This is a genomic window from Secundilactobacillus kimchicus JCM 15530 (genome assembly GCF_001433995.1).
Classification (GTDB): domain Bacteria; phylum Bacillota; class Bacilli; order Lactobacillales; family Lactobacillaceae; genus Secundilactobacillus; species Secundilactobacillus kimchicus.
In genome coordinates, this window is record NZ_AZCX01000004.1 from 19762 (window position 1) to 43755 (window position 23994).

General features: G+C 45.8%; 26 protein-coding genes, 1 other RNA gene and 1 other annotated feature. Of the genes, 22 read left to right on the top strand and 5 right to left on the bottom strand.

Annotated elements, in window-relative coordinates:
• Positions 1 to 100: 100 nt before the first annotated feature.
• Both FC96_RS06250 and FC96_RS06255 read left to right on the top strand, forming a co-directional pair.
• Positions 101 to 1054, top strand: coding sequence for an AEC family transporter (locus FC96_RS06250; protein WP_056942403.1), 954 nt, complete (start codon positions 101 to 103; stop codon positions 1052 to 1054).
• A 94-nt stretch (positions 1055 to 1148) separates the two neighbouring features.
• Positions 1149 to 1820: a 2,3-bisphosphoglycerate-dependent phosphoglycerate mutase gene (locus tag FC96_RS06255; RefSeq protein ID WP_054660553.1), complete on the top strand. Its 672-nt coding sequence runs from the start codon at positions 1149 to 1151 to the stop codon at positions 1818 to 1820.
• An 84-nt stretch (positions 1821 to 1904) separates the two neighbouring features.
• On the opposite strand, the gene FC96_RS06260 is transcribed toward FC96_RS06255, so the two are convergent.
• Entirely contained in the window at positions 1905 to 3230 is a 1326-nt protein-coding gene (locus FC96_RS06260) for a C1 family peptidase (protein WP_235804736.1), read from the bottom strand.
• A 160-nt stretch (positions 3231 to 3390) separates the two neighbouring features.
• Between FC96_RS06260 and FC96_RS06265 the strand changes: the two genes are divergently transcribed.
• The 17 genes from FC96_RS06265 (at position 3391) to FC96_RS06340 (ending at position 16945) form a co-directional block, all read left to right on the top strand.
• The gene (locus tag FC96_RS06265; RefSeq protein WP_056942405.1) at positions 3391 to 3927 is read left to right on the top strand and encodes a dCTP deaminase/dUTPase family protein; all 537 of its coding nucleotides are present in this window, start codon (positions 3391 to 3393) and stop codon (positions 3925 to 3927) included.
• Between the two features lie 114 nt (positions 3928 to 4041).
• The gene (radA, locus tag FC96_RS06270; RefSeq protein WP_054660555.1) at positions 4042 to 5412 is read left to right on the top strand and encodes a DNA repair protein RadA; all 1371 of its coding nucleotides are present in this window, start codon (positions 4042 to 4044) and stop codon (positions 5410 to 5412) included.
• 22 nt (positions 5413 to 5434) lie between these two features.
• Positions 5435 to 6592 carry a PIN/TRAM domain-containing protein gene (locus FC96_RS06275; protein WP_054660557.1) on the top strand — a complete coding sequence of 386 codons (1158 nt, stop codon included), beginning with the start codon at positions 5435 to 5437 and terminating at the stop codon, positions 6590 to 6592.
• A 100-nt stretch (positions 6593 to 6692) separates the two neighbouring features.
• Positions 6693 to 8186 carry a glutamate--tRNA ligase gene (gltX, locus tag FC96_RS06280; protein WP_056942406.1) on the top strand — a complete coding sequence of 498 codons (1494 nt, stop codon included), beginning with the start codon at positions 6693 to 6695 and terminating at the stop codon, positions 8184 to 8186.
• Positions 8187 to 8343: 157 nt separating this feature from the next.
• Positions 8344 to 9753, top strand: coding sequence for a cysteine--tRNA ligase (cysS, locus tag FC96_RS06285; protein ID WP_056942407.1), 1410 nt, complete (start codon positions 8344 to 8346; stop codon positions 9751 to 9753).
• Between the two features lie 11 nt (positions 9754 to 9764).
• Positions 9765 to 10181 carry a Mini-ribonuclease 3 gene (locus FC96_RS06290; RefSeq protein ID WP_056942408.1) on the top strand — a complete coding sequence of 139 codons (417 nt, stop codon included), beginning with the start codon at positions 9765 to 9767 and terminating at the stop codon, positions 10179 to 10181.
• Positions 10171 to 10944 (top strand): 23S rRNA (guanosine(2251)-2'-O)-methyltransferase RlmB, encoded by a 774-nt coding sequence (gene rlmB, locus FC96_RS06295; protein ID WP_054660559.1) that lies wholly within the window; start codon positions 10171 to 10173, stop codon positions 10942 to 10944. The genes FC96_RS06290 and rlmB overlap by 11 nt, the downstream gene beginning before the upstream one ends.
• Positions 10945 to 10963: 19 nt before the next feature.
• On the top strand, positions 10964 to 11494 hold the full coding sequence (locus FC96_RS06300) for an NYN domain-containing protein (protein ID WP_056942409.1): 531 nt from the start codon (positions 10964 to 10966) through the stop codon (positions 11492 to 11494).
• Positions 11495 to 11699: 205 nt separating this feature from the next.
• Entirely contained in the window at positions 11700 to 12272 is a 573-nt protein-coding gene (locus FC96_RS06305; RefSeq protein WP_054660561.1) for a sigma-70 family RNA polymerase sigma factor, read from the top strand.
• A 72-nt stretch (positions 12273 to 12344) separates the two neighbouring features.
• A complete protein-coding gene (gene rpmG / locus FC96_RS12725; RefSeq protein WP_082593399.1) occupies positions 12345 to 12494 on the top strand; it encodes a 50S ribosomal protein L33 in 150 nt (49 codons plus the stop codon).
• Between the two features lie 27 nt (positions 12495 to 12521).
• Positions 12522 to 12704 (top strand): preprotein translocase subunit SecE, encoded by a 183-nt coding sequence (gene secE, locus FC96_RS06310; protein ID WP_056942410.1) that lies wholly within the window; start codon positions 12522 to 12524, stop codon positions 12702 to 12704.
• A gap of 103 nt (positions 12705 to 12807) precedes the next feature.
• The gene (nusG, locus tag FC96_RS06315) at positions 12808 to 13356 is read left to right on the top strand and encodes a transcription termination/antitermination protein NusG (RefSeq protein WP_054660565.1); all 549 of its coding nucleotides are present in this window, start codon (positions 12808 to 12810) and stop codon (positions 13354 to 13356) included.
• A 137-nt stretch (positions 13357 to 13493) separates the two neighbouring features.
• Positions 13494 to 13919, top strand: coding sequence for a 50S ribosomal protein L11 (rplK, locus tag FC96_RS06320; protein ID WP_056942411.1), 426 nt, complete (start codon positions 13494 to 13496; stop codon positions 13917 to 13919).
• Between the two features lie 93 nt (positions 13920 to 14012).
• Positions 14013 to 14705, top strand: a complete 693-nt coding sequence (rplA, locus tag FC96_RS06325; RefSeq protein WP_054660567.1) for a 50S ribosomal protein L1 — start codon at positions 14013 to 14015, stop codon at positions 14703 to 14705.
• A 54-nt stretch (positions 14706 to 14759) separates the two neighbouring features.
• Positions 14760 to 14885, top strand: a sequence feature (ribosomal protein L10 leader region).
• Positions 14886 to 14908: 23 nt separating this feature from the next.
• Positions 14909 to 15412 carry a 50S ribosomal protein L10 gene (rplJ, locus tag FC96_RS06330; protein WP_054660569.1) on the top strand — a complete coding sequence of 168 codons (504 nt, stop codon included), beginning with the start codon at positions 14909 to 14911 and terminating at the stop codon, positions 15410 to 15412.
• 43 nt (positions 15413 to 15455) lie between these two features.
• Positions 15456 to 15821, top strand: coding sequence for a 50S ribosomal protein L7/L12 (gene rplL / locus FC96_RS06335; protein WP_054660571.1), 366 nt, complete (start codon positions 15456 to 15458; stop codon positions 15819 to 15821).
• A gap of 131 nt (positions 15822 to 15952) precedes the next feature.
• Positions 15953 to 16945 (top strand): NAD(P)-dependent oxidoreductase, encoded by a 993-nt coding sequence (locus tag FC96_RS06340; RefSeq protein ID WP_056942412.1) that lies wholly within the window; start codon positions 15953 to 15955, stop codon positions 16943 to 16945.
• Positions 16946 to 16954: 9 nt separating this feature from the next.
• On the opposite strand, the gene FC96_RS06345 is transcribed toward FC96_RS06340, so the two are convergent.
• The 4 genes from FC96_RS06345 to nrdH all read right to left on the bottom strand — a co-directional run bounded on the left by FC96_RS06345 (position 16955) and on the right by nrdH (position 21223).
• On the bottom strand, positions 16955 to 17530 hold the full coding sequence (locus FC96_RS06345; RefSeq protein ID WP_056942413.1) for an LOG family protein: 576 nt from the start codon (positions 17528 to 17530) through the stop codon (positions 16955 to 16957).
• Positions 17531 to 17671: 141 nt separating this feature from the next.
• On the bottom strand, positions 17672 to 18631 hold the full coding sequence (nrdF, locus tag FC96_RS06350) for a class 1b ribonucleoside-diphosphate reductase subunit beta (protein WP_056942414.1): 960 nt from the start codon (positions 18629 to 18631) through the stop codon (positions 17672 to 17674).
• Between the two features lie 93 nt (positions 18632 to 18724).
• A complete protein-coding gene (gene nrdE / locus FC96_RS06355) occupies positions 18725 to 20896 on the bottom strand; it encodes a class 1b ribonucleoside-diphosphate reductase subunit alpha (RefSeq protein ID WP_056942415.1) in 2172 nt (723 codons plus the stop codon).
• Positions 20897 to 20995: 99 nt separating this feature from the next.
• Positions 20996 to 21223, bottom strand: coding sequence for a glutaredoxin-like protein NrdH (nrdH, locus tag FC96_RS06360; protein WP_056942416.1), 228 nt, complete (start codon positions 21221 to 21223; stop codon positions 20996 to 20998).
• A 264-nt stretch (positions 21224 to 21487) separates the two neighbouring features.
• Between nrdH and tadA the strand changes: the two genes are divergently transcribed.
• The 3 genes from tadA (at position 21488) to dnaX (ending at position 23991) form a co-directional block, all read left to right on the top strand.
• Positions 21488 to 21982 carry a tRNA adenosine(34) deaminase TadA gene (gene tadA, locus FC96_RS06365; RefSeq protein WP_056942417.1) on the top strand — a complete coding sequence of 165 codons (495 nt, stop codon included), beginning with the start codon at positions 21488 to 21490 and terminating at the stop codon, positions 21980 to 21982.
• A gap of 41 nt (positions 21983 to 22023) precedes the next feature.
• Positions 22024 to 22110: signal recognition particle sRNA small type (gene ffs / locus FC96_RS12730), an RNA gene on the top strand.
• A 138-nt stretch (positions 22111 to 22248) separates the two neighbouring features.
• Positions 22249 to 23991 (top strand): DNA polymerase III subunit gamma/tau, encoded by a 1743-nt coding sequence (dnaX, locus tag FC96_RS06370; protein ID WP_056942418.1) that lies wholly within the window; start codon positions 22249 to 22251, stop codon positions 23989 to 23991.
• Positions 23992 to 23994: the final 3 nt, after the last annotated feature.

The following is a 23994-nucleotide window of genomic DNA, read 5'->3' on the forward strand; positions in this document are numbered from 1 at the left end:
CAGTTCTTAAATAATCAAGTCAAATGGAAGCAGTGATTGACCGGGTTCGTGTGCTATAATAAAAACCAATTTGTAAAATGAAATTAGGAGGTGATTTGTCATGCTTTTGTTATTTGCAAAAAGCGTGGCCGGGGTCGTTGAGATCTTAATCATGATCGCGCTAGGCTATGTTTTGACGCAAATGGGATGGTTCAACGAATCAGCAAGCAAGTTGATTGCTCGGTTGGTGACTCAAATTGCGTTGCCGGCGTACATGGCTTACACCATTGTCGACAAATTCTCGTTTCACAGTTTAGTTAGTACGTTGCCTGATTTGCGGTTTCCCGTTATCTCGATGATGATTCTTTTTGTTATTTCAATCATCGTTGCGCATTTTTTACATATTAAGAAGAGCCATCTGGGTCTTTTTGAGTCCATGTTTTTTAACTCAAATACGGTGTTTGTCGGTCTCCCAGTTAACGTCGCTTTATTTGGTGAGGCCAAAAGCCTACCTTACGTGTTGGTTTACTATATGGCAAATACCACCATCTTTTGGACACTGGGCGTGTACTTAATTCAGCGGGACGGACTAGGGGACTACAAATTCAGCTTAGGCCAAACCTTGAAAAAAGTTTTTTCACCACCGTTGTTAGGTTTTATGGTGGGGGTCGTCTTGGTGCTCTTGAAAATTCAGTTACCAGCTTTTATTATGGCTGATCTCAGCTATGTTGGTGGGTTAACCGTGCCACTGTCGATGATCTTTATTGGGATCGCCATTGCGAACGTCAGCGTCCATGATTTGACCTTAAACCGGGGTAATATTGGGATTCTCTTGGGCCGATTTGTTTTGGCACCAGCTTTAATGGCGGCGTTGGTGTTACCGACTGGGCTACCAGTGATGATGAAACAGGTGTTTATCATTCAATCTGCAATGCCGGTCATGACGAACGCGCCGGTTGTTTCCAAACTGTATGGGGCGGATGCCAGTTTTGCTGCGGTCATGGTCACCGAGACCACATTAATGAGTTTGATTGTGATCCCAATTTTGATGATGTTGTTGAATGCCGTCATTTAGTGAGTACAATAAACAAGGAGTTCATGAAACTTCTTGTTTATTTTTTAGGGGATTATGTGCTACCCTGAACAAGAAAAGTAGGAGGGGACAAAACATGGTTGAACTGGTCATCATGAGACACGGTCAGAGTTTAGCCAACCAACAACATTTATTCACGGGTTGGAGCGATGTAGCGTTAACTGCGACCGGACTAACGCAGGCTCACGAAGCGGGGAGCCGAATTGCCGCAACTGGACTGACCTTTCAACAGGTTCATACGTCGATGTTGAAACGGGCTATCATGACGGCAAACATCGTGCTGGACGAGATTGGTCAAAATGACCTGCCAATGATCAAAACGTGGCGGCTAAACGAACGGCACTACGGCGCGTTACGGGGGCAGAATAAAGACGTCGTCAAACAAAGGGTTGGCGCAGCCCAACTGCATGAATGGCGACGCAGTTTTACGACGGTCCCACCGCTTTTGGCCAAACCAGATGTGGCCCGGCGTTATGCCCAGATTGGCGTCACCGAACCTCGTGGCGAAAGTCTTAAGATGGCTTATGATCGATTAATGCCCTATTGGCAAGACCATATCGCACCGGGACTAAGAGCGGGACACAATCAATTAGTGGTCGCTCACGGGAGTACGCTACGGGCACTGATTAAGTACTTGGAGAGAATCAGTGACGACGCAATTGATCAGGTTGAAGTGCCGAATGGTAAGCCAATTTGGTATCAAATTGACTCGGATTTCGAGATTGTAGCCAAGCGGGTACTCGATTAACGGCTAAATGAGGCTAGAAAAAACCACCGTTTTCGGTCTGGCAGCTTAGTGTCCAGTCACCGAATCGGTGGTTTTTAAGATTAATTAGTGGCTTGCTAGGGCGCCCATTGGATCCCATGGTGCCAAAACTTTTGGTTCAGCCGCTTGAGCCGTTTGCAGCTCAGGATTCAAAAACTTCTTGTTGACAACAACTTGATAGCAATATTCGTCCATCCAACGGTCACTCATGACGAAGTAACCTTTATGGCCGACCTTTTCACCCCAAGAATTTTCGACTTTCCACTTAGTTGGTTGACCTTCTTTGAGATCAACGCCGGTAATGACCATGGCATGAGTCATCAAACTCTCGCCGTAGTCTAAGCGTTCTGCCTTAGTCATTGACAGGTCAATATCAAGTAAGTCGTTCTTGTTGTAAGCGTTAAGGTCCATGATCCCCTTTTGACGGTCAGAGCTTTGACCCACATCACAGCCAAACCAAACACTTTGGCCCGCTTGAAGTTGAGCAATTGCCAGTTGCTTAAAGGTTGGCATATCAACGTTTAAGTGCTTTACAGGACGGCCACCGAGCACGTTACCCAACATCTCAATGGTGTAAGTCTGATTGTAAGGCTTGTCGCTAGTTGGGGCGTTGATGATGGAGACGTAGTCGTCCAGGTTCCAACCAACGTACTTGTCGTAGAAGGCCTTGGGCGTTAAGTCACGGTCAACGTGGTAATTGTGGTCTTTATCGCGATATTCAAAGTCAAAAGTCTGAACTGGTTCGCCAAGTGTGTAGCATAATAACCGGTAAACATCGCTCAACATTTGATCGCGCGTTTTGGCAATGGCCTCGTCAGACTGATTGTCGGTCACCATTTGACGTAAGATTGTGGCGTCTTTACGTAGCTTCTTGTTAAGCGTCGTGTTGAGCTCACTTGATTTTGAGCTGCTGTAGGTTTCGGGCATTGCTGACTTAGGAACAATCCCGTATTTTTCGATGATGGCGCATAACATATCCCACTGGCCACCATCCTGTTGCGGAGTCGCCATTAAAAAGGCCACTTTACGGTCGGTAATGGGGTTAACAGCTGTGTCCAAAACATTTTGGTAGAAGTAGTTAGCTTTTTCGAATTTATCCCAGAAGAAGGTGTAGTTTTGGGAGAGCTCGAAATCATCAAGCTTAAATAAGTCAGCTAATTCGTGGCGCATCGTGTTCAGAGCTGCGAACATCCAGCATCGGCCACTTTGCTTTTGGTTGGCCACTTTCCCGGTCTCTAAGTCAATTGAGAAAACGGGGGTCATATCGACGTCTGAGGCAAAATCAGCACTCGTTGCCAGAATACCTTGATGGGTGACAGCACGCTCGACCACTTTGGCATCTTTGCGAGCGTTAAAAGTATCTTGATAGCGTGAAATTTGCTTGGCTGTAATCGCAGCCGTTTGTTCGTTTGATTGACTCAAATTAGTCACACTCCTTTAGTAAATGGTTACATTGTACTCCATTTGACCGGAAATCGGCCATATTTTATCATTCGGTTTGTCGCCTCATTACCCGTAGTGTAAGATAATAACAATGCAGGGAGGAATGAAAATGAAACGAGGATTTCAAATCGTCTCAAAGTACGACGGACAAGGGCTTCATTTACCATATCGAACGACCAAGCAGGCGGCTGGGTACGACTTCGAAAGTGCGGTGGATTTCACTGTTCCGTCGATTTGGAAACTAGATTTTCTAAAAGTATTGTGGGCGATTCGGCACGAACAAACGATAGCGCCGGCTGATGCGGATCGCGCAAAGCGGATTTTGAAGCCGTTTTTAGTGCCTACGGGAATTAAGAGCTATATGCAAGATGACGAGGTGTTAATTCTGGCCAACCGGTCCAGCAATCCATTGAAACGGGGATTAGTCATTCCAAACGGGATTGGGGTCATCGATGCGGATTACTACAATAACGAGAGTAATGAAGGCGAGATCTTTATTCAGGTGCTGAATTTCGGCTTAACGGATGCGGTGATTAAAAAGGGGGAGCGGATTGGTCAAGGCCTCTTTTTGAACTACTTGGCGGCCGATAATGACGTGACGCCAAAACAAGAGCGTCAAGGTGGTTTTGGGTCTTCTGGACAATAACTTTAAGAAGCCATAAAGGTGATTGTTTTGCGTTAGATTCGTCCGCTAACTATGCTAGAATAGTGATTGGTTAATAATAGTCAAACATTTTTAATTTAAAAAGGAGGGCCCCTATTGGCCAAGGCAAAAACCCAGTATGTATGTCAGGAATGTGGGTATCAAGCACCCCGGTTTTTGGGGCGCTGTCCCAACTGTGGCAAATGGAATACGTTTGTTGAAGAAGTCATTGAAACTGCCTCGACCGCTAAGCCTAGTCGGCGGGCCGTGGGCGGGGTGGTGGCTAAGCCAGAAAAGCTGGCAGAAGTCACGACCGAAAAAGAACCTCGTGTGAAAACCCAATTGGGAGAATTGAACCGAGTATTGGGTGGTGGCGTCGTTCCGGGCTCGTTAGTCCTCATTGGGGGCGATCCCGGCATTGGCAAATCCACCTTACTCCTTCAGGTTTCCGGTCAGTTGAGTCAAACGGGTGGCCAAGTGCTGTATGTTTCTGGAGAAGAAAGTGCCACCCAAATCAAAATGCGGGCGAACCGGTTATCCGTCGCGAGTGATAATTTGTATTTGTACCCTGAAACTGACATGGGGCGGATTCGTGAAAATATTGATGAACTAAAGCCAGACTATGTTGTGATTGATTCAGTTCAAACAATGTCACAACCAGATATTCAATCAGCCGTTGGCTCGGTGGCTCAAATTCGAGAGGTGACAGCGGAACTCATGCGGATCGCTAAGACACGCGGTATCACCATCTTTGTGGTGGGTCACGTGACTAAGGGCGGCGCTATTGCGGGGCCAAAAATATTGGAGCACATGGTGGATACGGTATTGTATTTTGAAGGCGATCTGCATCACACCTACCGAATCTTGCGAGCTGTTAAAAACCGGTTTGGTTCGACCAATGAGTTGGGAATTTTTGAAATGCAAGAAACGGGATTGGCCGAAGTTCAAAACCCGTCAGAAATTTTTCTGGAAGAACGACTTGATGACGCGACCGGGTCCGCAATTGTTGTCTCAATGGAGGGGACTCGGCCAATCCTAGTTGAAATTCAAGCTTTGCTGACACCATCAGTTTTTGGTAACGCGCAACGAACTGCATCAGGGATTGATCGTAATCGGGTGTCACTGATTATGGCTGTTTTGGAAAAACGGGCCAACTTGATGTTGCAAAATCAGGATGCGTATTTAAAAGCGGCCGGTGGGGTTAAACTAGATGAACCGGCTGTCGATTTAGCACTCGCAATCAGTATTGCGAGTTCCTATCGGGACAAGGGCACGGATCCGGCTGAGTGTTACGTCGGCGAAATCGGCCTGACCGGTGAGATCCGACGCGTTAACCGGATTGAGAGTCGGGTGAACGAGGCGGCCAAACTTGGATTTAAGCGCATCTATATTCCTAAGAATAATTTGAAGGATTGGACGCCACCGACGAATATTGAAGTGATCGGGGTTGCCACAATTCGTCAGGCCCTTAAACTAATTCTAGGGTAACGACTTGAAGGGAGTTGACGGAATGAAACGAAAACGAATAATGATTCAAACGATTTTCTCGGTTGTCGGTCTGGGACTCGGTGTCGCTTATTTACCCATTTTGTGGTATCTAATCGGGACTAAGCAGCAGACTTGGTATAATAACGGCTTGTCAAATGCGGTTGTGGGGGCGTTCTTGTTTTGGCTATTATCCCTATTGGTTTCACCGATTATTGAACGCTTGATCAACCGAATTGAAGTGAGCCTATCGTCAAAGAGTCCGGCTTATTTACTGTTTGGTAGTTTGTCGACCATTGTGGGCTTAGTTCTTGCACTGTTGATTTCAACCCCCTTGATGCGACTGGATTCGCCGTTGCTAAGCGGTGTTTTGCCGATTGTCTTGATGATTGTATTGGGGTATTTGGGGTTTCGGTTAGGGACGACTAGGCGAGATGAATGGCGCAAGCTATTTCAATTTCGCTCCCGCAAAGGGGCGACCGATAGCGCTAGTAACGATATTATTGACCGACCCGTTGATGAAAACTACCACCACTACAAGATTTTAGATACCAACATTCTCATTGACGGTCGAATTTATGATCTCGTCAAAACCGGCTTCATTGAAGGGACCCTGCTAGTACCAAACTTTGTGTTGTATGAGTTGCAATACATTGCTGATTCAAGTGACAGTATTAAGCGGGTTCGTGGCCGCCGGGGGTTGGATATTTTAAATAAGCTGCAAAATGAGCATTTGGCTCCCGTCGAGATGTACGAAGGCGACTTTGAAGATATTCCCGAAGTGGACAGCAAGCTCATTCAGTTAGCTAAAGAAGTGAACGGCGTTATTATGACCAATGATTATAATCTCAATAAGGTCATTGAATTTCAAAATGTGTCGGTCTTAAACATCAATGCTCTGGCTAATGCGATTAAGCCACGCGTCATCCCTGGCGAACATTTGAATGTGATGGTCGTGAAAAACGGGACCGAGCGCCAACAAGGGGTGGCGTACTTGGATGATGGCACGATGGTGGTCGTTGAGGATGGTAAATTCTATCTCAACAAACAACTTGATGTCGTGGTGACTTCAGCAATTCAAACGGATGCTGGGCGCATGATTTTTGCGAAACCAGCTCACTCCCAAACGGAAATTACCGAGCGAACGGGTAGTGACAAGACTGGCAAGAAGTCTAGGAAGTAACGGAACGCACCTTTTCTTTTGGGGCGTTCCATTGTACACTGATAGGTAAAGTGGATTGGTCTGCAGACCAACCGAATTCAAGAAAGAGGCGGACAAGACATTGGCAAATGATTCTATTCGCGTTCGTTATGCTCCGAGTCCTACTGGGCATCTGCATATTGGAAATGCGCGAACGGCGCTTTTTAACTACCTTTTTGCGCGACATTACAAAGGTAAGTTCATCATCCGAATCGAAGATACTGATACAAAACGCAACGTGGCTGACGGTGAAAAAAGTCAGCTCGACAACCTCAAATGGTTAGGTATGGACTGGGATGAAGGTCCAGATAAACCAGGTGACGTTGGGCCATACCGGCAGTCAGAACGACTCGAGATTTACAAACCATATATTCAACAGTTGTTGGATGAGGGGAAAGCTTACGAGTCATATAAGACTGAAGATGAATTAGAAGCAGATCGTGAAGCGCAACGTGCACGGCATGAGATGCCACACTACGAATACGAATACGCTGGAATGTCCGATGATGAGATTCAAGCTAAAATCGCTGAATCTAAGGCGCAAGGCTTAAAGCCAGTCATCCGGTTCCGGGTACCAGAACATACAACGTACGAGTGGGATGACATGGTTAAAGGGAAGGTATCCTTTGAATCCGATACGATCGGTGGCGACTTCGTCATCGTCAAGGCTGACGGCGTCCCAACCTACAACTTTGCGGTGGTATTAGATGACCATTTGATGAAAATTAGCCATGTTTTCCGTGGCGATGACCACGTGGCCAACACGCCTAAGCAATTGATGATCTATGAGGCTTTCGGTTGGGAAGCACCTAAATTTGGTCACATGAGTTTGATTATCAGCAAGGATACGGGAAAGAAACTGTCGAAGCGGGATGAAACGATTCTGCAATTTATTGAACAGTACCGTAATTTGGGCTACTTACCGGATGCCATGCTGAACTTCATTATTTTGCTGGGGTGGTCACCGGTTGGTGAAGAGGAGATCTTCAGCTTAAAGGATTTCGTCAAGATGTATGATGAAAAGCGTCTAAGCAAGTCACCTGCCACCTTTGATCAAAAAAAGCTGGAATGGATCAACAATCAGTACGTGAAATCAGCTGATGAAGACACCATCGTTGACTTAGCGTTGCAACAACTAATTAAGGCCGGAAACTTGCCGGAAAATCCGGATGCCAAAACGGTTGAGTGGGCCCGGAAGTTAATCAGCGTTTACAAGCAACAGATGAGTTACATGGCGCAGATCAATGAGATGGCTGACGTTTTCTTCAACGAACCCGACCAAGTGACGGGTGAGGCGTTGGCAGAAATTTCAAACGAAACTGCCCCAGTTGTCTTAAAAGAGTTTGCCAAACGAATTAACGAGTTGCCAATTTTTGACACCGTTAAGATTTTAGCGACGATTAAGGCAATTCAAAAGGATACGGGAATTAAAGGCCGGCAACTCTGGATGCCAATCCGAATTGCTGTGACTCACGAAATGCACGGACCAGAACTACCTGAGTCCATTGAATTAGTCGGACGGGAAAAGACGTTAGAACACGTTAATCAAACGCTCGCCCAACTTGAACAGGCGTAATCCAATTTTGGAGTTCGTAAATTGGCAGTCGAAATTTTCGGCCGCCTTTTTTGATGGCTTCAGGTTGAGACAGTTGAGACTGTTCTGTATTTCGCGGTAAAATTAAGCTGGATTATGCTAGAATGAACTCACCAACCATTCCGGAAGGAGCACGCAGATGCTAGAAGTTTACAACACGCTTACCAGAAAAAAAGAAATCTTTACCCCAATGACCTCAGGAATTGTTAACATGTACGTCTGTGGTCCGACTGTCTACAACTACATCCATATTGGTAATGCGCGAAGTGTTATCGCATTTGATACGATTCGGCGCTATTTTGAATACAAGGGTTATCACGTGAACTACGTGTCCAATTTTACGGACGTTGACGATAAGATGATCAAGGCCGCTAAAGAAGCGGGCACCACCGTTCCCGCAATCGCGGATAAGTACATTAACGCCTTTATGGAAGATACGACAGCCTTAAATGTTGAGCCGGCAACGAAACATCCGCGGGCGACAGAAAACATCAAGGAAATTATTGATTTTATCCAGGATTTGATTGGCAAAGGGTTTGCTTATGAATCCGATGGCGACGTCTATTATCGGGCTCGGCGGTTTGCCCATTACGGTGAACTTTCCCATCAAAACATTGATGAGTTGGAAGTTGGCGCAAGTCAGCACGTGGACGAAGAAGAGGCCAAGCGAAAAGAAGACCCGATTGATTTTGCCTTGTGGAAGGGTGCCAAGGGCGACGAAATCGCTTGGGAATCCCCGTGGGGAAGTGGTCGGCCCGGCTGGCATATCGAGTGTTCTGTGATGTCCACAAAGTACCTGGGTGATACGTTTGATATCCATGGTGGTGGTCAGGATTTAACGTTCCCACATCACGAAAATGAAATCGCTCAAAGCGAAGCCAAAACTGGCAAGCCATTTGCACATTACTGGCTCCACAACGGTTTTGTGACGATTGGGGACGACAACGAAAAAATGAGCAAATCGCTCGGAAATAACGTGTCCGTGCACGATCTTTTGCAAAAAGTCGATCCTCAAACATTACGGTTCTTTATGGCCACGACACAGTATCGGCGCCCTATTCAATACACCCAAGGTAACTTGGATGACGCCGCTAATAACGTGCGTCGCCTGCAGACGGCATTTAATAACTTGAACTATCGAACCCAGGATGCTGAGGCCGGCAACGACCCTAAGTTAGATCAAGAGGTGCGCCAAATTGAGGCCAGCTTTGTCGACGCTATGGACGATGACTTCAATGTTCAAAATGGGATTGCCCAAGTTTACGAACTGGCCAAGCTCGGAAACGTGTATGCTGAGCGGGACGTTGTTTTCGCGGACAGTCTGGCGTTTTTGCTGAAGACACTAACTGAATTGGTTGGAGTTTTTGGTATTGAATTAGTCGCTGAAAGCCTAGCAGATACAGATATTCAGGCGTTGATCGACGAACGTCTGGAAGCTCGCAAAAATCGAGATTTCGCCCGCAGTGATGAAATCCGGGAGCAACTCAAAGCGCAGGGGATTATTTTAGAGGATACCCCTCAGGGGACCCGTTGGCATCACGCCAATTAGAAAGGAACACTATGACAGAAACGCAAGATTTTGAGCAACTTAATGGTATCGCCTTGGCTTACATGGGCGATGCTATCTACGAGGTTTACATCCGCCGCCACTTGATACAAGCGGGGTTAACAAAGCCGACGAAACTGCACCACAAAGCAACGATGTATGTGTCGGCTAAGGCTCAAGCGGCCTTAATTGACCTGATGCTTGAACAGGAAAAACTATCCGAAACGGAACAGGATTATTTCCGACGGGGCCGCAATGCGAAGAGTTACACCCACGCAAAAAATACAAGTGTGGTCACTTACCGGATTTCGACCGGGTTTGAGGCGCTGTTTGGGTATTTGTACTTAAGCGGGCAAACGGAGCGAGTCGGTGAGCTAGCAAACTGGTGTATTGAACAAGTTGAGGCAGGGAGGCTACCAAATGAGCGATAAAAATGAAGTGAAACCCGCTGCTGAGGACTCTGATTTTGTCATTGGTCGGCATCCAGCGGTTGCTGCATTGAAGAGTGATCAGGAAATCAACAAAGTCTTTTTACAGGAGGGCTTAAAACACGAGGCTATTGCTCAAATTTTAACCCTTGCTAAGAAGCGGGGGCTGGTGGTTCAAACGGTGCCTAAGACAAAGTTAGACCGGCTTGTGAGTCACGAAAATCACCAAGGTGTTGTCTTAGCTGTTGCGGCGTTTAAATACGCCGAATTGGACGACTTGTTTAAGGTTGCCGAGGAACGTGACGAAGCCCCATTCTTTTTAATCTTGGACAGTTTGAACGACCCTCACAATTTAGGCTCTATTATGCGAACGGCCGATGCAGTGGGCGCACACGGGATCATTATCCCCAAGCGTCACGCCGTTGGGCTAACTTCAGTGGTGGCTAAAACATCAACTGGGGCTATTGAGCGGGTCCCCGTAGTGCGGGTGACCAATCTCGTCAATACGGTTAAAGCGCTAAAAGACCGGGGCCTTTGGATTTTCGGCACCGATATGAATGGAACAGATTATCGCCGGTTTGACGCGACGGGGCCAGTGGGTATTATCATCGGTAACGAGGGCAAGGGGATCGCTCCTCTCCTGAAAAAATCGGTGGACGAAATGTTGACGATTCCCATGGTTGGTGAAGTTCAAAGTTTGAATGCCAGTGTTGCGGCAAGTTTGCTTATGTATCAGGCTTTCCAGTCTCGCCATCCATTAGCTTAATGGAATCGGAGATGGAGCCATGAAAAACGATATTTTAATTGTGGATGCCTATAACATGATCGGCAACTGGCCTGATTTAAACCACCTGAAGCTGACCAACCGGTTGGAAGAAGCTCGGGATCGGTTGTTAGATATGTTAAGCGAATACCGAAAGTATCAACAGATTCAAATTATTGTGGTGTTTGATGCCATGTTTGTGCCCGGAATTTCCAAAAGGTACACGAAATACGGGCTGGACGTGGTGTGGACGGGTCAAGACCAGACAGCGGATGCCTACATTGAGGCGTTAGCTAAAGAAAAACAAACCCGGTTTACCCATGTCACGGTGGCAACAAGTGATCAGGCCGAACAATGGATGATTTTTTCTGAAGGGGCTTTACGGATCCCTGCTGGAGAGCTACTACGTGATATTCAACGGACTAAAAAAGAAGTCAACTCCCAGGCTGCTAAATACCGGGACTTGGGTCAAGTGAGAAAGTCACCGTGGAGTCAACGCCAGTTATTGGCGTTAGAGAAGTTACGAGACGACTTGGGGAAACCGAAAAAATAGTGACAATCATCTAATAGTCTAATGAGAGCGCATCTGCGCTTTTTTTATTGGTTTAAGCGCGAAATTGGTGGTATTAAAAGCGAGTAGCGGTTTTATCTAGAATGGAATAGACCACCTGCTTTTGGTCTGGTGGGTCGTTCGCTTTATTTGATTGACGGGCTTGTTATCCTTTTGCTATTCCAGATAGAAAAGGAGTTGTATCCGTGTGTATACTGATTTGACCGATTGGAACCTGGTGGCGTTAGCAAAGCGGGGAGAAGATACTGCTTTTGAAGAAATATTGCGGCGATACCAGCCATTAGTGAACCATCTGCAAGGAGAATTCTACTTACCAGACATGGATCGAGATGAGTGGCAACAGGAAGCCCGAATCGTGTTGTGGAAGGCGGTTCAGCACTTTAATGTGACGCGAGAAAAGGCGTTTGGTTCGTATTATAAAACGGCGCTACTAAACCGCCGGCGGGACCTCGCTCGGCGTGCCCATGCCAAGAAACGTTCAACGAGTAGTGGTCACGTCGAAATTGACGCTAATCCTGAATTGTTGAGTAATTTGCTGGTCGATACATGGTTGGCTACACCAGATCAGGTGGTGATTGTTCGTGACACGGTCTCTCAGTGTCAAGCGACGCAGTTTTCCAATTTTGAGCGGCTAGTTCACGAATATGCTTGTAGTGGCTTGAGTATCGTTGAAATAGCGGCTTCGCTCAATGCTGATGGAAAGCAAGTCAAGAATGCATTGGCGAGAATCAAAAAGAAGCTCCGTAACGAATTTCGGTAAACATTGTTCGCTGCAGATTGACGCTCACGTGATATAATGCTAGACTGAAACTTGCTATGAGGAGGTGTTAGCGTGGCTCAAAAGAAAGTTGCGTTAGCCTGTTCCGTTTGCGGATCGCGAAACTACACGATTCCAGCTAGTCCGACTCGTAAGACTCGACTTGAAGTGAATAAGTTTTGTAAGTATTGCGGTAAACATACGCTACACCGTGAAACGCGTTAATTTCAGGGTGTGATCAGGAGGAGCAACATGCGATTTTTTAGATTTTTACGTGCTGTAAAAGATGAAATGAAACAAGTTTCATGGCCATCGGCTAAGCAGACCCGTAAGGATACGGCTAGTGTTGTCGGGATGGCCGTTGCATTTGCTGTCTTTTTAGGGGCAGTAGACTGGGCTGTTCAATACGGCTTGCAGGTTTTAGCCAGTTTGTAAAACCGGTTAAATATGCTATACTTGGTCTTGGAGAAAAACTTCGCGGTGCGAGGTTTTTTTATTTTGGTTTTTTAGAATCACCTTGAGTGAAAGGATGGACAACATGGTTGAATCAGTTGAGAAACAATGGTACGTACTACACACGTATTCTGGTTACGAAAACAAGGTCAAGATGAACTTGGAGAGCCGGGCCCAATCAATGGGGATGCAAGATTTTATTTTCCGTGTCGTGGTACCGGAAGAAGAGGAACACGAAGTTAAAAACGGCAAGGAAAAGATTAAGATGGATAAAACCTTCCCCGGGTACGTCTTAGTTGAAATGGTCATGACAGACCAAGCTTGGTACATCGTTCGGAACACCCCAGGTGTGACCGGGTTTATTGGGTCTCATGGTGGGGGGTCAAAGCCCACACCGCTACTGCCTGACGAGATTGAACGAATCTTGAAACGACTCGGAATGAGTAGTCGTCACGAAGACCTAGACGTCGCAGTTGGCGACACAATCAAAATTGTGGACGGCGCCTTTTCCGGTATGGAAGGAAAGATTACGGAGCTTGATCACGATAAGATGAAGTTGAAAGTGAATATTGACATGTTTGGTCGTGAAACCAGCGCTGAACTTGATTTTGACCAAGTTGATCCAGTTGTTTAATTAATTTTATGCCAACAGGCCTTGGCAACGTCGGCCTTTTATGGTAGTTTATATAAGTATGTGTTAGACATGTACATGTGGGAGGAGAAAACAGCATCTCCATTTACCACAACACGGACTTCAAGGAGGTATGTTTCGTGGCTAAAAAAGTAGCTAACATCGTTAAATTACAAATTCCTGCCGGAAAAGCAACTCCAGCTCCTCCAGTTGGGCCTGCATTGGGCCAAGCTGGGATCAACATCATGGGCTTTACCAAGGATTTCAACGCCCGTACTGCTGATCAAGCTGGGATGATTATTCCAGTCGTGATTACTGTGTACGAAGATCGTTCATTCGACTTCATCACAAAGACTCCGCCTGCAGCCGTTCTTTTGAAGAAGGCCGCTGGTGTTGAAAAGGGTTCTGGCGAACCAAACACGAACAAGGTTGCTTCTGTAACCAAGGATCAAGTACGGGAAATCGCCGAATCAAAAATGCAAGACCTAAACGCCGCTGACGTCGAAGCAGCAATGCGCATGGTTGAAGGTACAGCTCGTAGCATGGGCTTCACTGTTGAAGGTTAATTAAAGCTATGACAGTTACGGATACTCTGTAAAAGCAGATGTATCAAGTGGGAGGACAATCCGTTAGACCACAATTGCAAGGAGGAAAACACAATGGCTCGTAAAAGAGGTAAGAAGTACCAAGACGCATTAAAGCAAGTCGATCAAGACAAGCTTTACTCAATCGAAGAAGCGGTTGATCTTGTTAAGAAGATTGATTTTGCTAAATTCGATTCAACAATTGAAATTGCATTTAACCTAAACGTTGATACAAAACAAGCTGATCAACAACTCCGTGGGGCAGTCGTTTTGCCTAACGGGACTGGTAAAGATCAGACGGTTGTTGTCTTCGCTAAGGGTGACAAAGCTAAAGAAGCTCAAGAAGCCGGTGCCGACTTTGTCGGTGACGACGATTTGGTTGCTAAGATTTCTGACGGTTGGTTAGATTTCGACGTTGCCATTGCGACGCCTGACATGATGGCCCAAGTAGGTCGTTTGGGCCGGGTTCTTGGACCTAAAGGCTTAATGCCTAACCCTAAGACTGGCACGGTCACAATGGAAGTCGGTAAAGCCGTTTCCGAATCAAAAGCGGGTAAGGTGACTTACCGGACTGACCGTGACGGTAACGTGGCTGTCCCTGTTGGGAAAGTCTCATTCGATGCTGACAAGTTGGTTGAAAACTTGAAGACAATTGCAAACGTTGTGATTACTGCACGTCCAGCCGCCGTTAAGGGGACTTACGTACAACACGTTTCAATTACTTCAACCTTTGGCCCTGGTGTCAACGTTGACGTTGCAAGTCTTTAATTAATAAAATAAAAATCCCGTATTGACTCGAAGAACTGCCAATGGTATTCTTTACAGGTTGATATTGTTCTGCCCAAGACTCAGGTGGCGAAAGCCTTAATGTTTGCCTGCCGAGGAAGATGTGAAAGTTTTACATTTCTCTCTATGTCTTGGTGGGCGTAGGGATTTTTTATTCCCATCATTTCGCAGGAGGTGAAATCATAATGAGTAAAGAAACAATCGCAACCAAAGCTAAGATTGTTGATGATGTTGCTGAACGTTTGCAAAACGCTACTTCAGCTATCGTTGTTGACTACCGTGGTTTAACCGTTGCAGAAGTGACTGACTTACGTAAGCAATTACGTGATGCCGGTGTGTCAATGTCTGTTATCAAGAACAAAATCTTGACGCGGGCTGCTGACAAGGCAGGTTACGAAGACCTTAAAGACATCTTTAACGGTCCTACAGCTGTTGCCTTCTCTGACGAGGATGCCATTGCTCCAGCTAAGATTTTGAAGAAGTTTGCCGATGCACACGATGCCCTTGAAATTAAGGGTGGGATGGTCGAAGGCAAGACCGCTTCAATCGAAGAAATCAACACCTTTGCAACGTTGCCAAGTCGTGAAGACTTGTTGTCAATGCTTGCTAGCGCATTGTCTGATCCAATGCGTAAGATCGCACGTGCCGTTAAGGCTGTTGCTGATAAGGGTGAAGGCGACGCTGCCTAACCCACAACCAATTTAAAACTCACTATAAATGGAGGATACAAAAATGGCTTTTGATAAAGATTCAATCATTGCTTCATTAAAAGAAGCATCAATCTCAGATTTAAACGACCTTGTTAAGGCAATCGAAGAAGAATTTGACGTTTCAGCTGCTGCTCCAGTTGCAGTTGCTGCTGCTGGTGGCGACGCTGGTGCCGCTAAGGATTCTTACGATGTTGAAATCACTGAATCAGGTGACCAAAAGGTTAAGGCTATTAAGGCCGTTCGTGAAATCACTGGTCTTGGCTTGAAGGATGCTAAGGGTCTTGTTGACGGCGCCCCTTCAATCGTCAAGGAAGGCGTTTCAGAAGACGAAGCTAACGACATCAAGGCTAAGCTTGAAGAAGTTGGCGCAACGGTTACCCTTAAGTAATTGCTGCGAAAAGGGACTGACAATTGTCAGTCCTTTTTTTGTGCGCTCATTTTGATTTTAGTGCACTTTAATGTGCAGCGTAACCGGTTTCAGGTAAAATGGACGAAATTAGATGGAAAGGAATTTAGCTCATGAAATTTTTCGCCTACAACGTTCGTCCAGACGAGGCACCCTATTTTGAAAAGTGGCAAGCGGAACACGATATTGAGGTGACGTTAACGAGTGATTTCTTAACGGCTGATACGGTGATCCGTGCAGCCGATTATAATGGTATTTCAGCGCTTCAAACAATTCCGTATGACGCAGCCCTCTTTGCCAAAATGGGGCGGTTAAACCTACCGTATCTTGCCTTACGTAACGTTGGGATTGATAATGTCGACTTGGCTGCTGCTGAGACTCATGGTGTTAAACTCAGCAACGTCCCGGCTTATTCACCTTACGCAATTGCTGAATTTGGTGTGCTTCAGGCCATGAATTTACGCCGTCGAACGAAGGCAATTGCCAACCAACAGCTTCATGGTGAATTTCATTGGTCACCTGATTTTATGGGAACTGAAATGCGCCATCAAACGGTCGGGGTGGTTGGCGTCGGCAAAATTGGGCGTCAAGCAATTGCGCTGTATACCGGATTGGGGGCGACAGTGATTGCGTTTGACCCCAGTCGGCAGGGGAGTGACGCCGGGATCACTTACGTTTCAAATTTGGAAATCCTACTAAAGCAGGCCGACATTGTGACCCTTCACGCGCCTGGCCGGCCCGAGAATGACCATCTTTTAAATGCTGAAGCATTTGCCCTGATGAAGCCAACGACTATTGTGATTAACACTGCTCGTGGCTCGCTAGTCGACCTAAACGCCCTAAAAAGAGCGTTAGACACCCATCAAATTGCGGGGGCAGCCCTGGATGCATTTGAAGATGAAACGGCTGAGATGCAACAAATTAATAGTCACGCGCCATTTAATGAGCCACTACTAGCGGATCTCGCCAAACGTGATAATGTGTTACTGTCGCCCCATATGGCGTTTCACACGGAGACAGCAGTCACAAACATGGTGAACGGGTCGCTCATGAGTCTAATGGCTTTTAATCAAGAAAATCAAGCAGAATTTGAGTTACGGTACTAGCAGTTTAAATTAGTTGACGTATTTATAAGGAAGTTCGTGGTGAAAGTGGTCGAAACCGTCAAAAATGCCCTCAATTGAGGTGGCATTAATGAATAAAGAGAGGTTTTCAGCTGGTGCGAAACCAGCGTCAATTGTCTTTTGTAACATTGCGACGAGATCATCGTAGTAGCCGTTAATGTTGAAAAGCGCAATGGGTTTTTGATGAATATTAATCTGGCTCCACGACAGCATCGTCGTAAACTCCTCGTAGGTTCCAAAGCCGCCAGGCAAAACAATAAAGGCGTCACTTTGACGGAGCATTTCTTCTTTTCGTTCGTCCATGTTGGTTGTTTCAATGGTTTCAGTGAGGCCGTCAAGCGCTAACCCCATGTTTTTTAGAAACGACGGGATAATGCCAAGAACCTGACCGCCCGCGTTTAGGGTGCTCGTCGCAATGGTCCCCATCAGGCCCTCTTTACCACCACCGTAGACGAGTTTTTGCTGATGGCTGGCCAGGTAACGACCCAGTGCTTCAGTCTGAGTGATAAAGGCCGGATCAAGGCCGTGATTGGAGCCGCAAAACACGCAAATTGTCTTAAGTTCCATATTGAGTTCCTCCTAAGGTGTTTTTTTCTACGTTAGCGCAAATTAAACGGTGAGAAAAGGCGGTTGACCTCTCAAAAAAGGACGGTTAAATTTAGAGACACCAATTGACAAGGTGTCCTTAAATTTAACCGTCCTGTTGTTTTAGTAGAGTTTGTAATCGTCGTCAGACATGGCTTCGACGTTTCCAAGCAGGTAACCATTACCAACTTGTGAGAAGAAGTCATGGTTAGCCGTTGACGTTGAGATCCCGTTCATCACGATCGGGTTAACACTGTCGGCCGTGTCGGCAAAGAGCGGATCTTGTCCTAAGTTCATCAGCGCTTTATTAGCGTTATAGCGAATAAAGGTGAGAACTTCGTCAGTCCAACCCACTTGGTCATAGACCAAATGGGTGTACTTTTCTTCGTTGGCGTACAATTCATACATGAAGTCGTACATCCAATCGTGCAGCTCTTTTTGGGCATTAGCGCCCAACTGGTTAAAGCCAATCTGGAATTTGTAACCAATGTAGGTTCCGTGGACCGACTCGTCGCGCAAAATCAGTTTAATAATTTCGGCGACGTTGGCGAGCTTGTTATGGCCGAGGTAATAGAGTGGGGTAAAGAACCCAGAATAAAACAGGAACGTTTCAAGAAAGACGTTGGCCACTTTTTTCTTGAGTGGATTACCATCATCATGGTACAGGTTACGGATACGTAAAGCCTTTTTTTGAAGGAATTCTTCAGTGTCACTCCACTCAAAAATCTCATCAATCTCATCTGGCGTATTCAGTGTTGAGAAAATTGTTGAGTAGCTTTTGGCGTGAACCGATTCCATAAATTGAATGTTGTTCAAAACAGCCGTCTCATGTTGGGTTCGGGTATCCTTGCGAAGTGAGGCCATGCCGTCTTGGGATTGAAGCGTATCCAGAAGGGTTAGACCACCAAAAACGTGGCCAACAACCCATTGGTGATCGGTGTCTAGTGTCCGCCAATCATCAGTATCATTAGACACGGGAATCCGGGTGTCCAACCAGAATTGCTCAGTGAGTTTCTCCCACGTTGCTTTATCAATTTGATCGTCAATTGCGTCCCAATTGATTGCTTTGTACGAATCAGTCATAGATATGCTCCTTTATAAGCGTTACTGTTTGTATTGTGCCAGAAAAATAGCCCGTTGCCAATCTTTTTTCGATGGTTTCGGGCTACTTACATGCTAGATGACGCAACTCTCACATTGGTTAGCGCCAACTTCGCCTTCGTCGTCCGTAAATGTTCGGACGTAGTAAATTGATTTGATGCCTTTTTTATGCGCATAGTTCCGCAAAATCGTCAAATCCCGAGTCGTCATTTTGTTTGTCCGACCATCTTTCCATTCGTATAAGCCTTCTGGAATGGTTGAGCGCATAAACAGGGTCAAGCTCATTCCTTGGTCAACATGTTGTTGAGCGGCAGCGTAAACATCGATGACTTTACGCATATCCGTATCATAGGCTGATTTGTAGTATGGCAAGGTATCGTTTGATAGGTATGGCGCCGGGTAGTAAATCTTACCAATTTTCTTTTCTTGGCGTTCTTCGATCCGATTAATGATGGGGTGAAGACTTGCCGTTGTGTCGTTAATGTAAGAAATTGAGCCATTTGGCGCAACTGCTAACCGGTTTTGGTGGTACAGGCCATCCTTCATAACGGCTTCCTTGAGATCTTGCCAATCCTTTTTAGTTGGAATTGCAATGCCATCGAAAAGGGCCTTAACCTTATCGAACTTAGGCTGGAACTCATCGTTTTGCTTGATGTATTTATCGAAGTATGAGCCGTTAGCATATTGACTCTTGTCAAAATTGTAGAATGTTTCGTGGCGTTCCTTAGCAATCTCGTTAGAAGCCTTTAACGTCCAGTAATTTAATAGTAGGAAGTAGATGTTAGTAAAGTCGATGGACTCAGGTGAGCCATATTCCATATGGTTCTTAGCGAAGTAGCTGTGGAGACCCATGGCCCCAAGTGCAATGGTGTGACCCAAATCATTACCATGTTGAATGGAAGGGACCACATCAACTTCGGAGTGATCGGTGACAAATGTCAAGGCACGGACCATTGTTTCAACCGAGTGACCAAAGTTTTTGGCGGCCATAAGGTTAACGATGTTGGTTGACCCAAGGTTGCAAGAGATATCACGGCCAAGTTCCTCGTACTCTTGCTTGTTGTTAACGCGAGAGGGTGTTTGAACCTGAAGAATTTCCGAGCAAAGGTTGCTCATGACGATTCGACCATCAATTGGGTTTTGGTTATTAGCGGTATCGATGTTAACAATGTATGGGTAACCTGATTCTTGTTGTAACTTGCCGATCTCGGTTTCGAGTTCCCGTGCGGAAAGTTTCTTTTTTCGAATATCGTCGTTTGCAACCATGTTGTCGTATTCCTTAGTGATATCCACGTATGAAAAAGGTTCACCGTAAATGCGTTCAACGTCGTATGGACTAAACAGATACATATCCTCGTCAGCCTCAGCCAGTTCGTAGAACTTATCAGGAACAGTAACGCCGAGTGACAGCGTCTTAAGCCGGTACTTCTCGTCGGCATTTTCCTTTTTTGCTGCTAAGAAGGCGATGATATCGGGGTGGAAAACGCTTAGGTAAACCACACCGGCGCCTTGTCGTTGGCCCAGTTGGTTAGAGTATGAGAAACTATCCTCTAACAACTTCATGACAGGGACAACGCCGCTTGCTGCCCCATCAATATGCTTAATGGGATCACCAGCGCCTCGTAAATTAGAGAGGTTGATACCAACACCACCACCGATTCGAGACAGTTGAAGGGCGGAATTGATGGTTCGGCCAATTGTATTCATATCGTCGGTTGATTGAATCAAGAAACAAGATACAAGTTCACCGCGGCGCTTCCGGCCAGCATTTAAAAAGCTCGGTGTAGCTGGTTGGTAACGCTGGTGGATGATTTCATCAGCTAATGCCATGGCCAATTCTTCATCACCATCCGCGAAGTAAAGGGCATTAAGTGCCACCCGATCAACGAAATTTTCAAGGTAGTAGTTGCCGTCGTTAGTCTTCAAAGCATATTGAGCGTAAAACTTATAAGCGGCCATAAAGGATTTAAAGTGAAAGTTTTGGTCGTTTAAGTAGTCGTATAGTTTCTGAATAAAGCCGAAATCATATTTTTTAAAAAATTCTGATTCGATGTAGTCGTTGGCTAACAAGTAGTTGAACCGGTCACGTAATGAACGAAAGACCATCGTATTTTCAATCACGTTTTGGTTTAGGAAAGCAGCCAAAGCTTCCTGGTCTTTATTTAATGGAATCTGGCCGTTTTCCGGAATGTTAATCTTGTTATTTAAATCATAATAAGTGACATTTTCCAAGTTTTTTAGTGACATTTTATTCCCCGTCTTTCTTACTCCACTAGTCTGAAAAAGAAAGGTGGCGATTTCGTTACCGAAGGCTCGCCACCCGTTGTTGCTCAAATTTTAGGTTGATTAGATCGCTAACTTGCTCAGCTCATTCGGTCGAAAGCCGTTGATTTCAAAACCGTCGGCTTCAACTACCGGCAAAGATTGGAATCCGCGTTCTTTCAAGTAATCAATATATTGTGGTTCATCGTTAATGTTGCGTTCAACAAAGTCAACGTGGTGTTCGGTTAAAAAACGTTTCGTCATCTTGCATTGCATGCAGTTGTTTTTTGAATAAACGGTTACTTTTGCCATATGTACCACACTCCATTTACTAATTCTTGATAAGTAGAGTTTACACCAGATATGGAAAAATTCAACTAAAATACACCATATTTAGTGTTTTATTTTTACTTAAAACACTAAATATGGTGCTTGAATTGTGCGACGGCAGGCCTTGGCCGCCCCTTAATTTTTACTGGTCTTTGACGTGAGTTACTTTTCAGTTTATTATACGCTCAATTGGGGTAAAGTGATACCCTTAGGATTCAGCTAAAATGAAGAAGGGTGGCTAACAAAATGTTAGGTCGTGATGACCACTATATGTGGGCGGCGATTGAAGAAGCTCAAAAAGCCGCCTTGGTGGGTGAAGTGCCCATTGGTGCGGTGATTGTTTATGAAGGTGAGATTATCGGCCGGGGACACAACTTGCGCGAACACAGTCAAAACGCCTTGTTGCATGCAGAAATGGTGGCGATTGAGGAGGCCAACGCTGTTTTACACAGTTGGCGACTAACGGGCTGCCAACTATATGTCACGTTAGAGCCGTGTGTGATGTGTAGCGGGGCCATTGTGAATGCGCGACTAGACCGGGTCGTTTTCGGTGCGCGTGATCCCAAGGCCGGTGGGACTAAAACACTTTATGAGATTCTATCTGACAATCGGTTGAATCATCAGGTTGACGTGACCGAAGGCGTTTTGGCGGATGAGGCCAGTCAGTTATTAAAGACGTTTTTTCGGGCGGCTCGTAATCGACGTAAGGCAGCCAAGAAAATTGCTCAGGATTCAAACTAGTAATTTTTTGGGAGATGTGCTAAAGTAGTACTTGCCGAAAGGCCTTGAAGCAAGAGCGGGCTTACGAATCGTGTCAGGTCCGGAAGGAAGCAGCACTAAGTCTGATCTGCTTTGTGCTTCAAGTTATTATGAATTTAACCGGTCGGGACTTGGTCTCGACCTTTTTTATTGATGTTATGAGGTGTTAGAGCTTCTTGGCAATTCCGTTCGAAACACTATATAATGTAATATTAGATATCGAAGCAAAGAGATGAAGGAGCTTAGCCATGAGTTATCAAGCGCTATATCGGGTTTGGCGGCCACAACGATTTGATGAAGTGATTGGCCAGCCGCTCATTACAAGAACTCTAAAAAATGCCATTAAGACAAACCAAATTAGTCATGCCTATTTGTTTGCTGGTCCCCGGGGAACTGGGAAAACTTCCATGGCTAAGATCTTTGCCAAGGCAGTTAATTGCCGGTTTCAAAAGAACGGTGAACCATGCAACGAGTGTGATACTTGTCGGGCAATCACGGCGGGGACCCTCAATGATGTCATCGAAATTGATGCGGCTTCAAACAACGGTGTCGAAGAAATCCGAGACATCCGCGATAAAGTTAAATATGCGCCAACCGAGGCTGATTATAAAGTTTACATCATTGATGAAGTTCACATGTTGTCAACCGGTGCTTTTAATGCGTTGCTTAAGACACTAGAAGAGCCGCCCACAAATGTAATTTTTATTTTAGCAACCACCGAACCACACAAGATTCCAGCGACGATTATTTCAAGAACGCAACGGTTTGATTTCAAACAAATTCAAACCAGGGATAGTCTGGATCGGATGGTCACCATTTTAAAGGACAAACAACTCGATTATGATCCAGAGGCGCTAAAAGTGATTGCTAAGGCTTCTGAAGGCGGGATGCGGGATGCGCTTAGTATCTTGGATCAAGCTATTTCGTTTGGTGATGACAAGGTCACACTAGAGAATGCATTGCTGGTAACGGGGGCTGTTCGGCAGACCTTACTGGTCGATTATCTGAGTGCTGTAACTCAAGATCAGACTAAAGAAGGGTTGGTGGCTGTCCATAAGATTTTAGCGGATGGCAAAGACCCCGAGCGGTTTATTGAGGATTTAATTAACGTCACGCGAGATTTGTTGTTGTATCAACAAGCCCCAGAAATGGTTGAAGATATTGAACTGGATCAAGTGGATGACCAGTTCAAGAAGTTGGCTGATGGGGTCTCTGAACAACGCTTGTACAAAATGATCGATGAGTTAAATGACATTCAAAAACAAATGCGGTTCTCAACTCATGAAGATGTGTATTTGGAAGTTTTAACGGTTAAATTAGCTGGCGTCAAAACGGTTGAAGAGCCACCAGTATCGGCTGGACCTGTGGCAGATAGTTCGGCCGTCAAGCAATTAACAGCCCAAGTCAAGACGCTGACCGATCAGTTAGCATCACTCAAGAAACAAGCTGACCAGTCGCCGCAGCGGCAACCAGAAGCAACACCGGCACCCAAACCAGCACCGAAGCCGGCTGCTAAGGTTCGCGTGAATTTACAGAAAATTTATCCGATCTTGCAACAAGCCACTAAGGAAGCGCTGGTGGAGATTCAACAAAACTGGGGCGATCTGATGCAATTCTTGTCCGTCACTCAACGGGCAATGATGCATGTGTCAAAACCGGTTGCAGCCAGCCCTGAAGGTGTGATTGTGGCCTTTGACTACGCCTTTTTACTGCAACGGGCAAACGGTGACCAAGAGCTCATTGACGCGCTTCAAAATGGCTTGGATCGGTTAATGGGCAAGGTGTCTGATATCGTGTTTGTGCCAGCTGATGAATGGCCTCAAATTCGGCAAACCTTTATTCAACAATATAAGGCTGGCCAGCTTTCTGAACCGGGCCAGAATTCGTCAGGTGAGTCTGATGAAACAGCGGATGATTCAGCTGAAGACCCGGTTGTAACAAAGGCGCAGGATTTATTTGGTGACGACGTGATTGAAATTAAAAAGGATTAAGGT

Bases quoted from the DNA above. Each gene is read 5' to 3' on its own strand.
- FC96_RS06250 (WP_056942403.1), top strand. From the start codon at position 101: ATGCTTTTGTTATTTGCAAAAAGCGTGGCCGGGGTCGTTGAGATCTTA.
- FC96_RS06255 (WP_054660553.1), top strand. From the start codon at position 1,149: ATGGTTGAACTGGTCATCATGAGACACGGTCAGAGTTTAGCCAACCAA.
- FC96_RS06265 (WP_056942405.1), top strand. From the start codon at position 3,391: ATGAAACGAGGATTTCAAATCGTCTCAAAGTACGACGGACAAGGGCTT.
- FC96_RS06275 (WP_054660557.1), top strand. From the start codon at position 5,435: ATGAAACGAAAACGAATAATGATTCAAACGATTTTCTCGGTTGTCGGT.
- cysS (WP_056942407.1), top strand. From the start codon at position 8,344: ATGCTAGAAGTTTACAACACGCTTACCAGAAAAAAAGAAATCTTTACC.
- FC96_RS06290 (WP_056942408.1), top strand. From the start codon at position 9,765: ATGACAGAAACGCAAGATTTTGAGCAACTTAATGGTATCGCCTTGGCT.
- rlmB (WP_054660559.1), top strand. From the start codon at position 10,171: ATGAGCGATAAAAATGAAGTGAAACCCGCTGCTGAGGACTCTGATTTT.
- FC96_RS06300 (WP_056942409.1), top strand. From the start codon at position 10,964: ATGAAAAACGATATTTTAATTGTGGATGCCTATAACATGATCGGCAAC.
- secE (WP_056942410.1), top strand. From the start codon at position 12,522: ATGCGATTTTTTAGATTTTTACGTGCTGTAAAAGATGAAATGAAACAA.
- nusG (WP_054660565.1), top strand. From the start codon at position 12,808: ATGGTTGAATCAGTTGAGAAACAATGGTACGTACTACACACGTATTCT.
- rplA (WP_054660567.1), top strand. From the start codon at position 14,013: ATGGCTCGTAAAAGAGGTAAGAAGTACCAAGACGCATTAAAGCAAGTC.
- rplJ (WP_054660569.1), top strand. From the start codon at position 14,909: ATGAGTAAAGAAACAATCGCAACCAAAGCTAAGATTGTTGATGATGTT.
- rplL (WP_054660571.1), top strand. From the start codon at position 15,456: ATGGCTTTTGATAAAGATTCAATCATTGCTTCATTAAAAGAAGCATCA.
- FC96_RS06340 (WP_056942412.1), top strand. From the start codon at position 15,953: ATGAAATTTTTCGCCTACAACGTTCGTCCAGACGAGGCACCCTATTTT.
- FC96_RS06345 (WP_056942413.1), bottom strand. From the start codon at position 17,530: ATGGAACTTAAGACAATTTGCGTGTTTTGCGGCTCCAATCACGGCCTT.
- nrdF (WP_056942414.1), bottom strand. From the start codon at position 18,631: ATGACTGATTCGTACAAAGCAATCAATTGGGACGCAATTGACGATCAA.
- nrdE (WP_056942415.1), bottom strand. From the start codon at position 20,896: ATGTCACTAAAAAACTTGGAAAATGTCACTTATTATGATTTAAATAAC.
- nrdH (WP_056942416.1), bottom strand. From the start codon at position 21,223: ATGGCAAAAGTAACCGTTTATTCAAAAAACAACTGCATGCAATGCAAG.
- tadA (WP_056942417.1), top strand. From the start codon at position 21,488: ATGTTAGGTCGTGATGACCACTATATGTGGGCGGCGATTGAAGAAGCT.
- dnaX (WP_056942418.1), top strand. From the start codon at position 22,249: ATGAGTTATCAAGCGCTATATCGGGTTTGGCGGCCACAACGATTTGAT.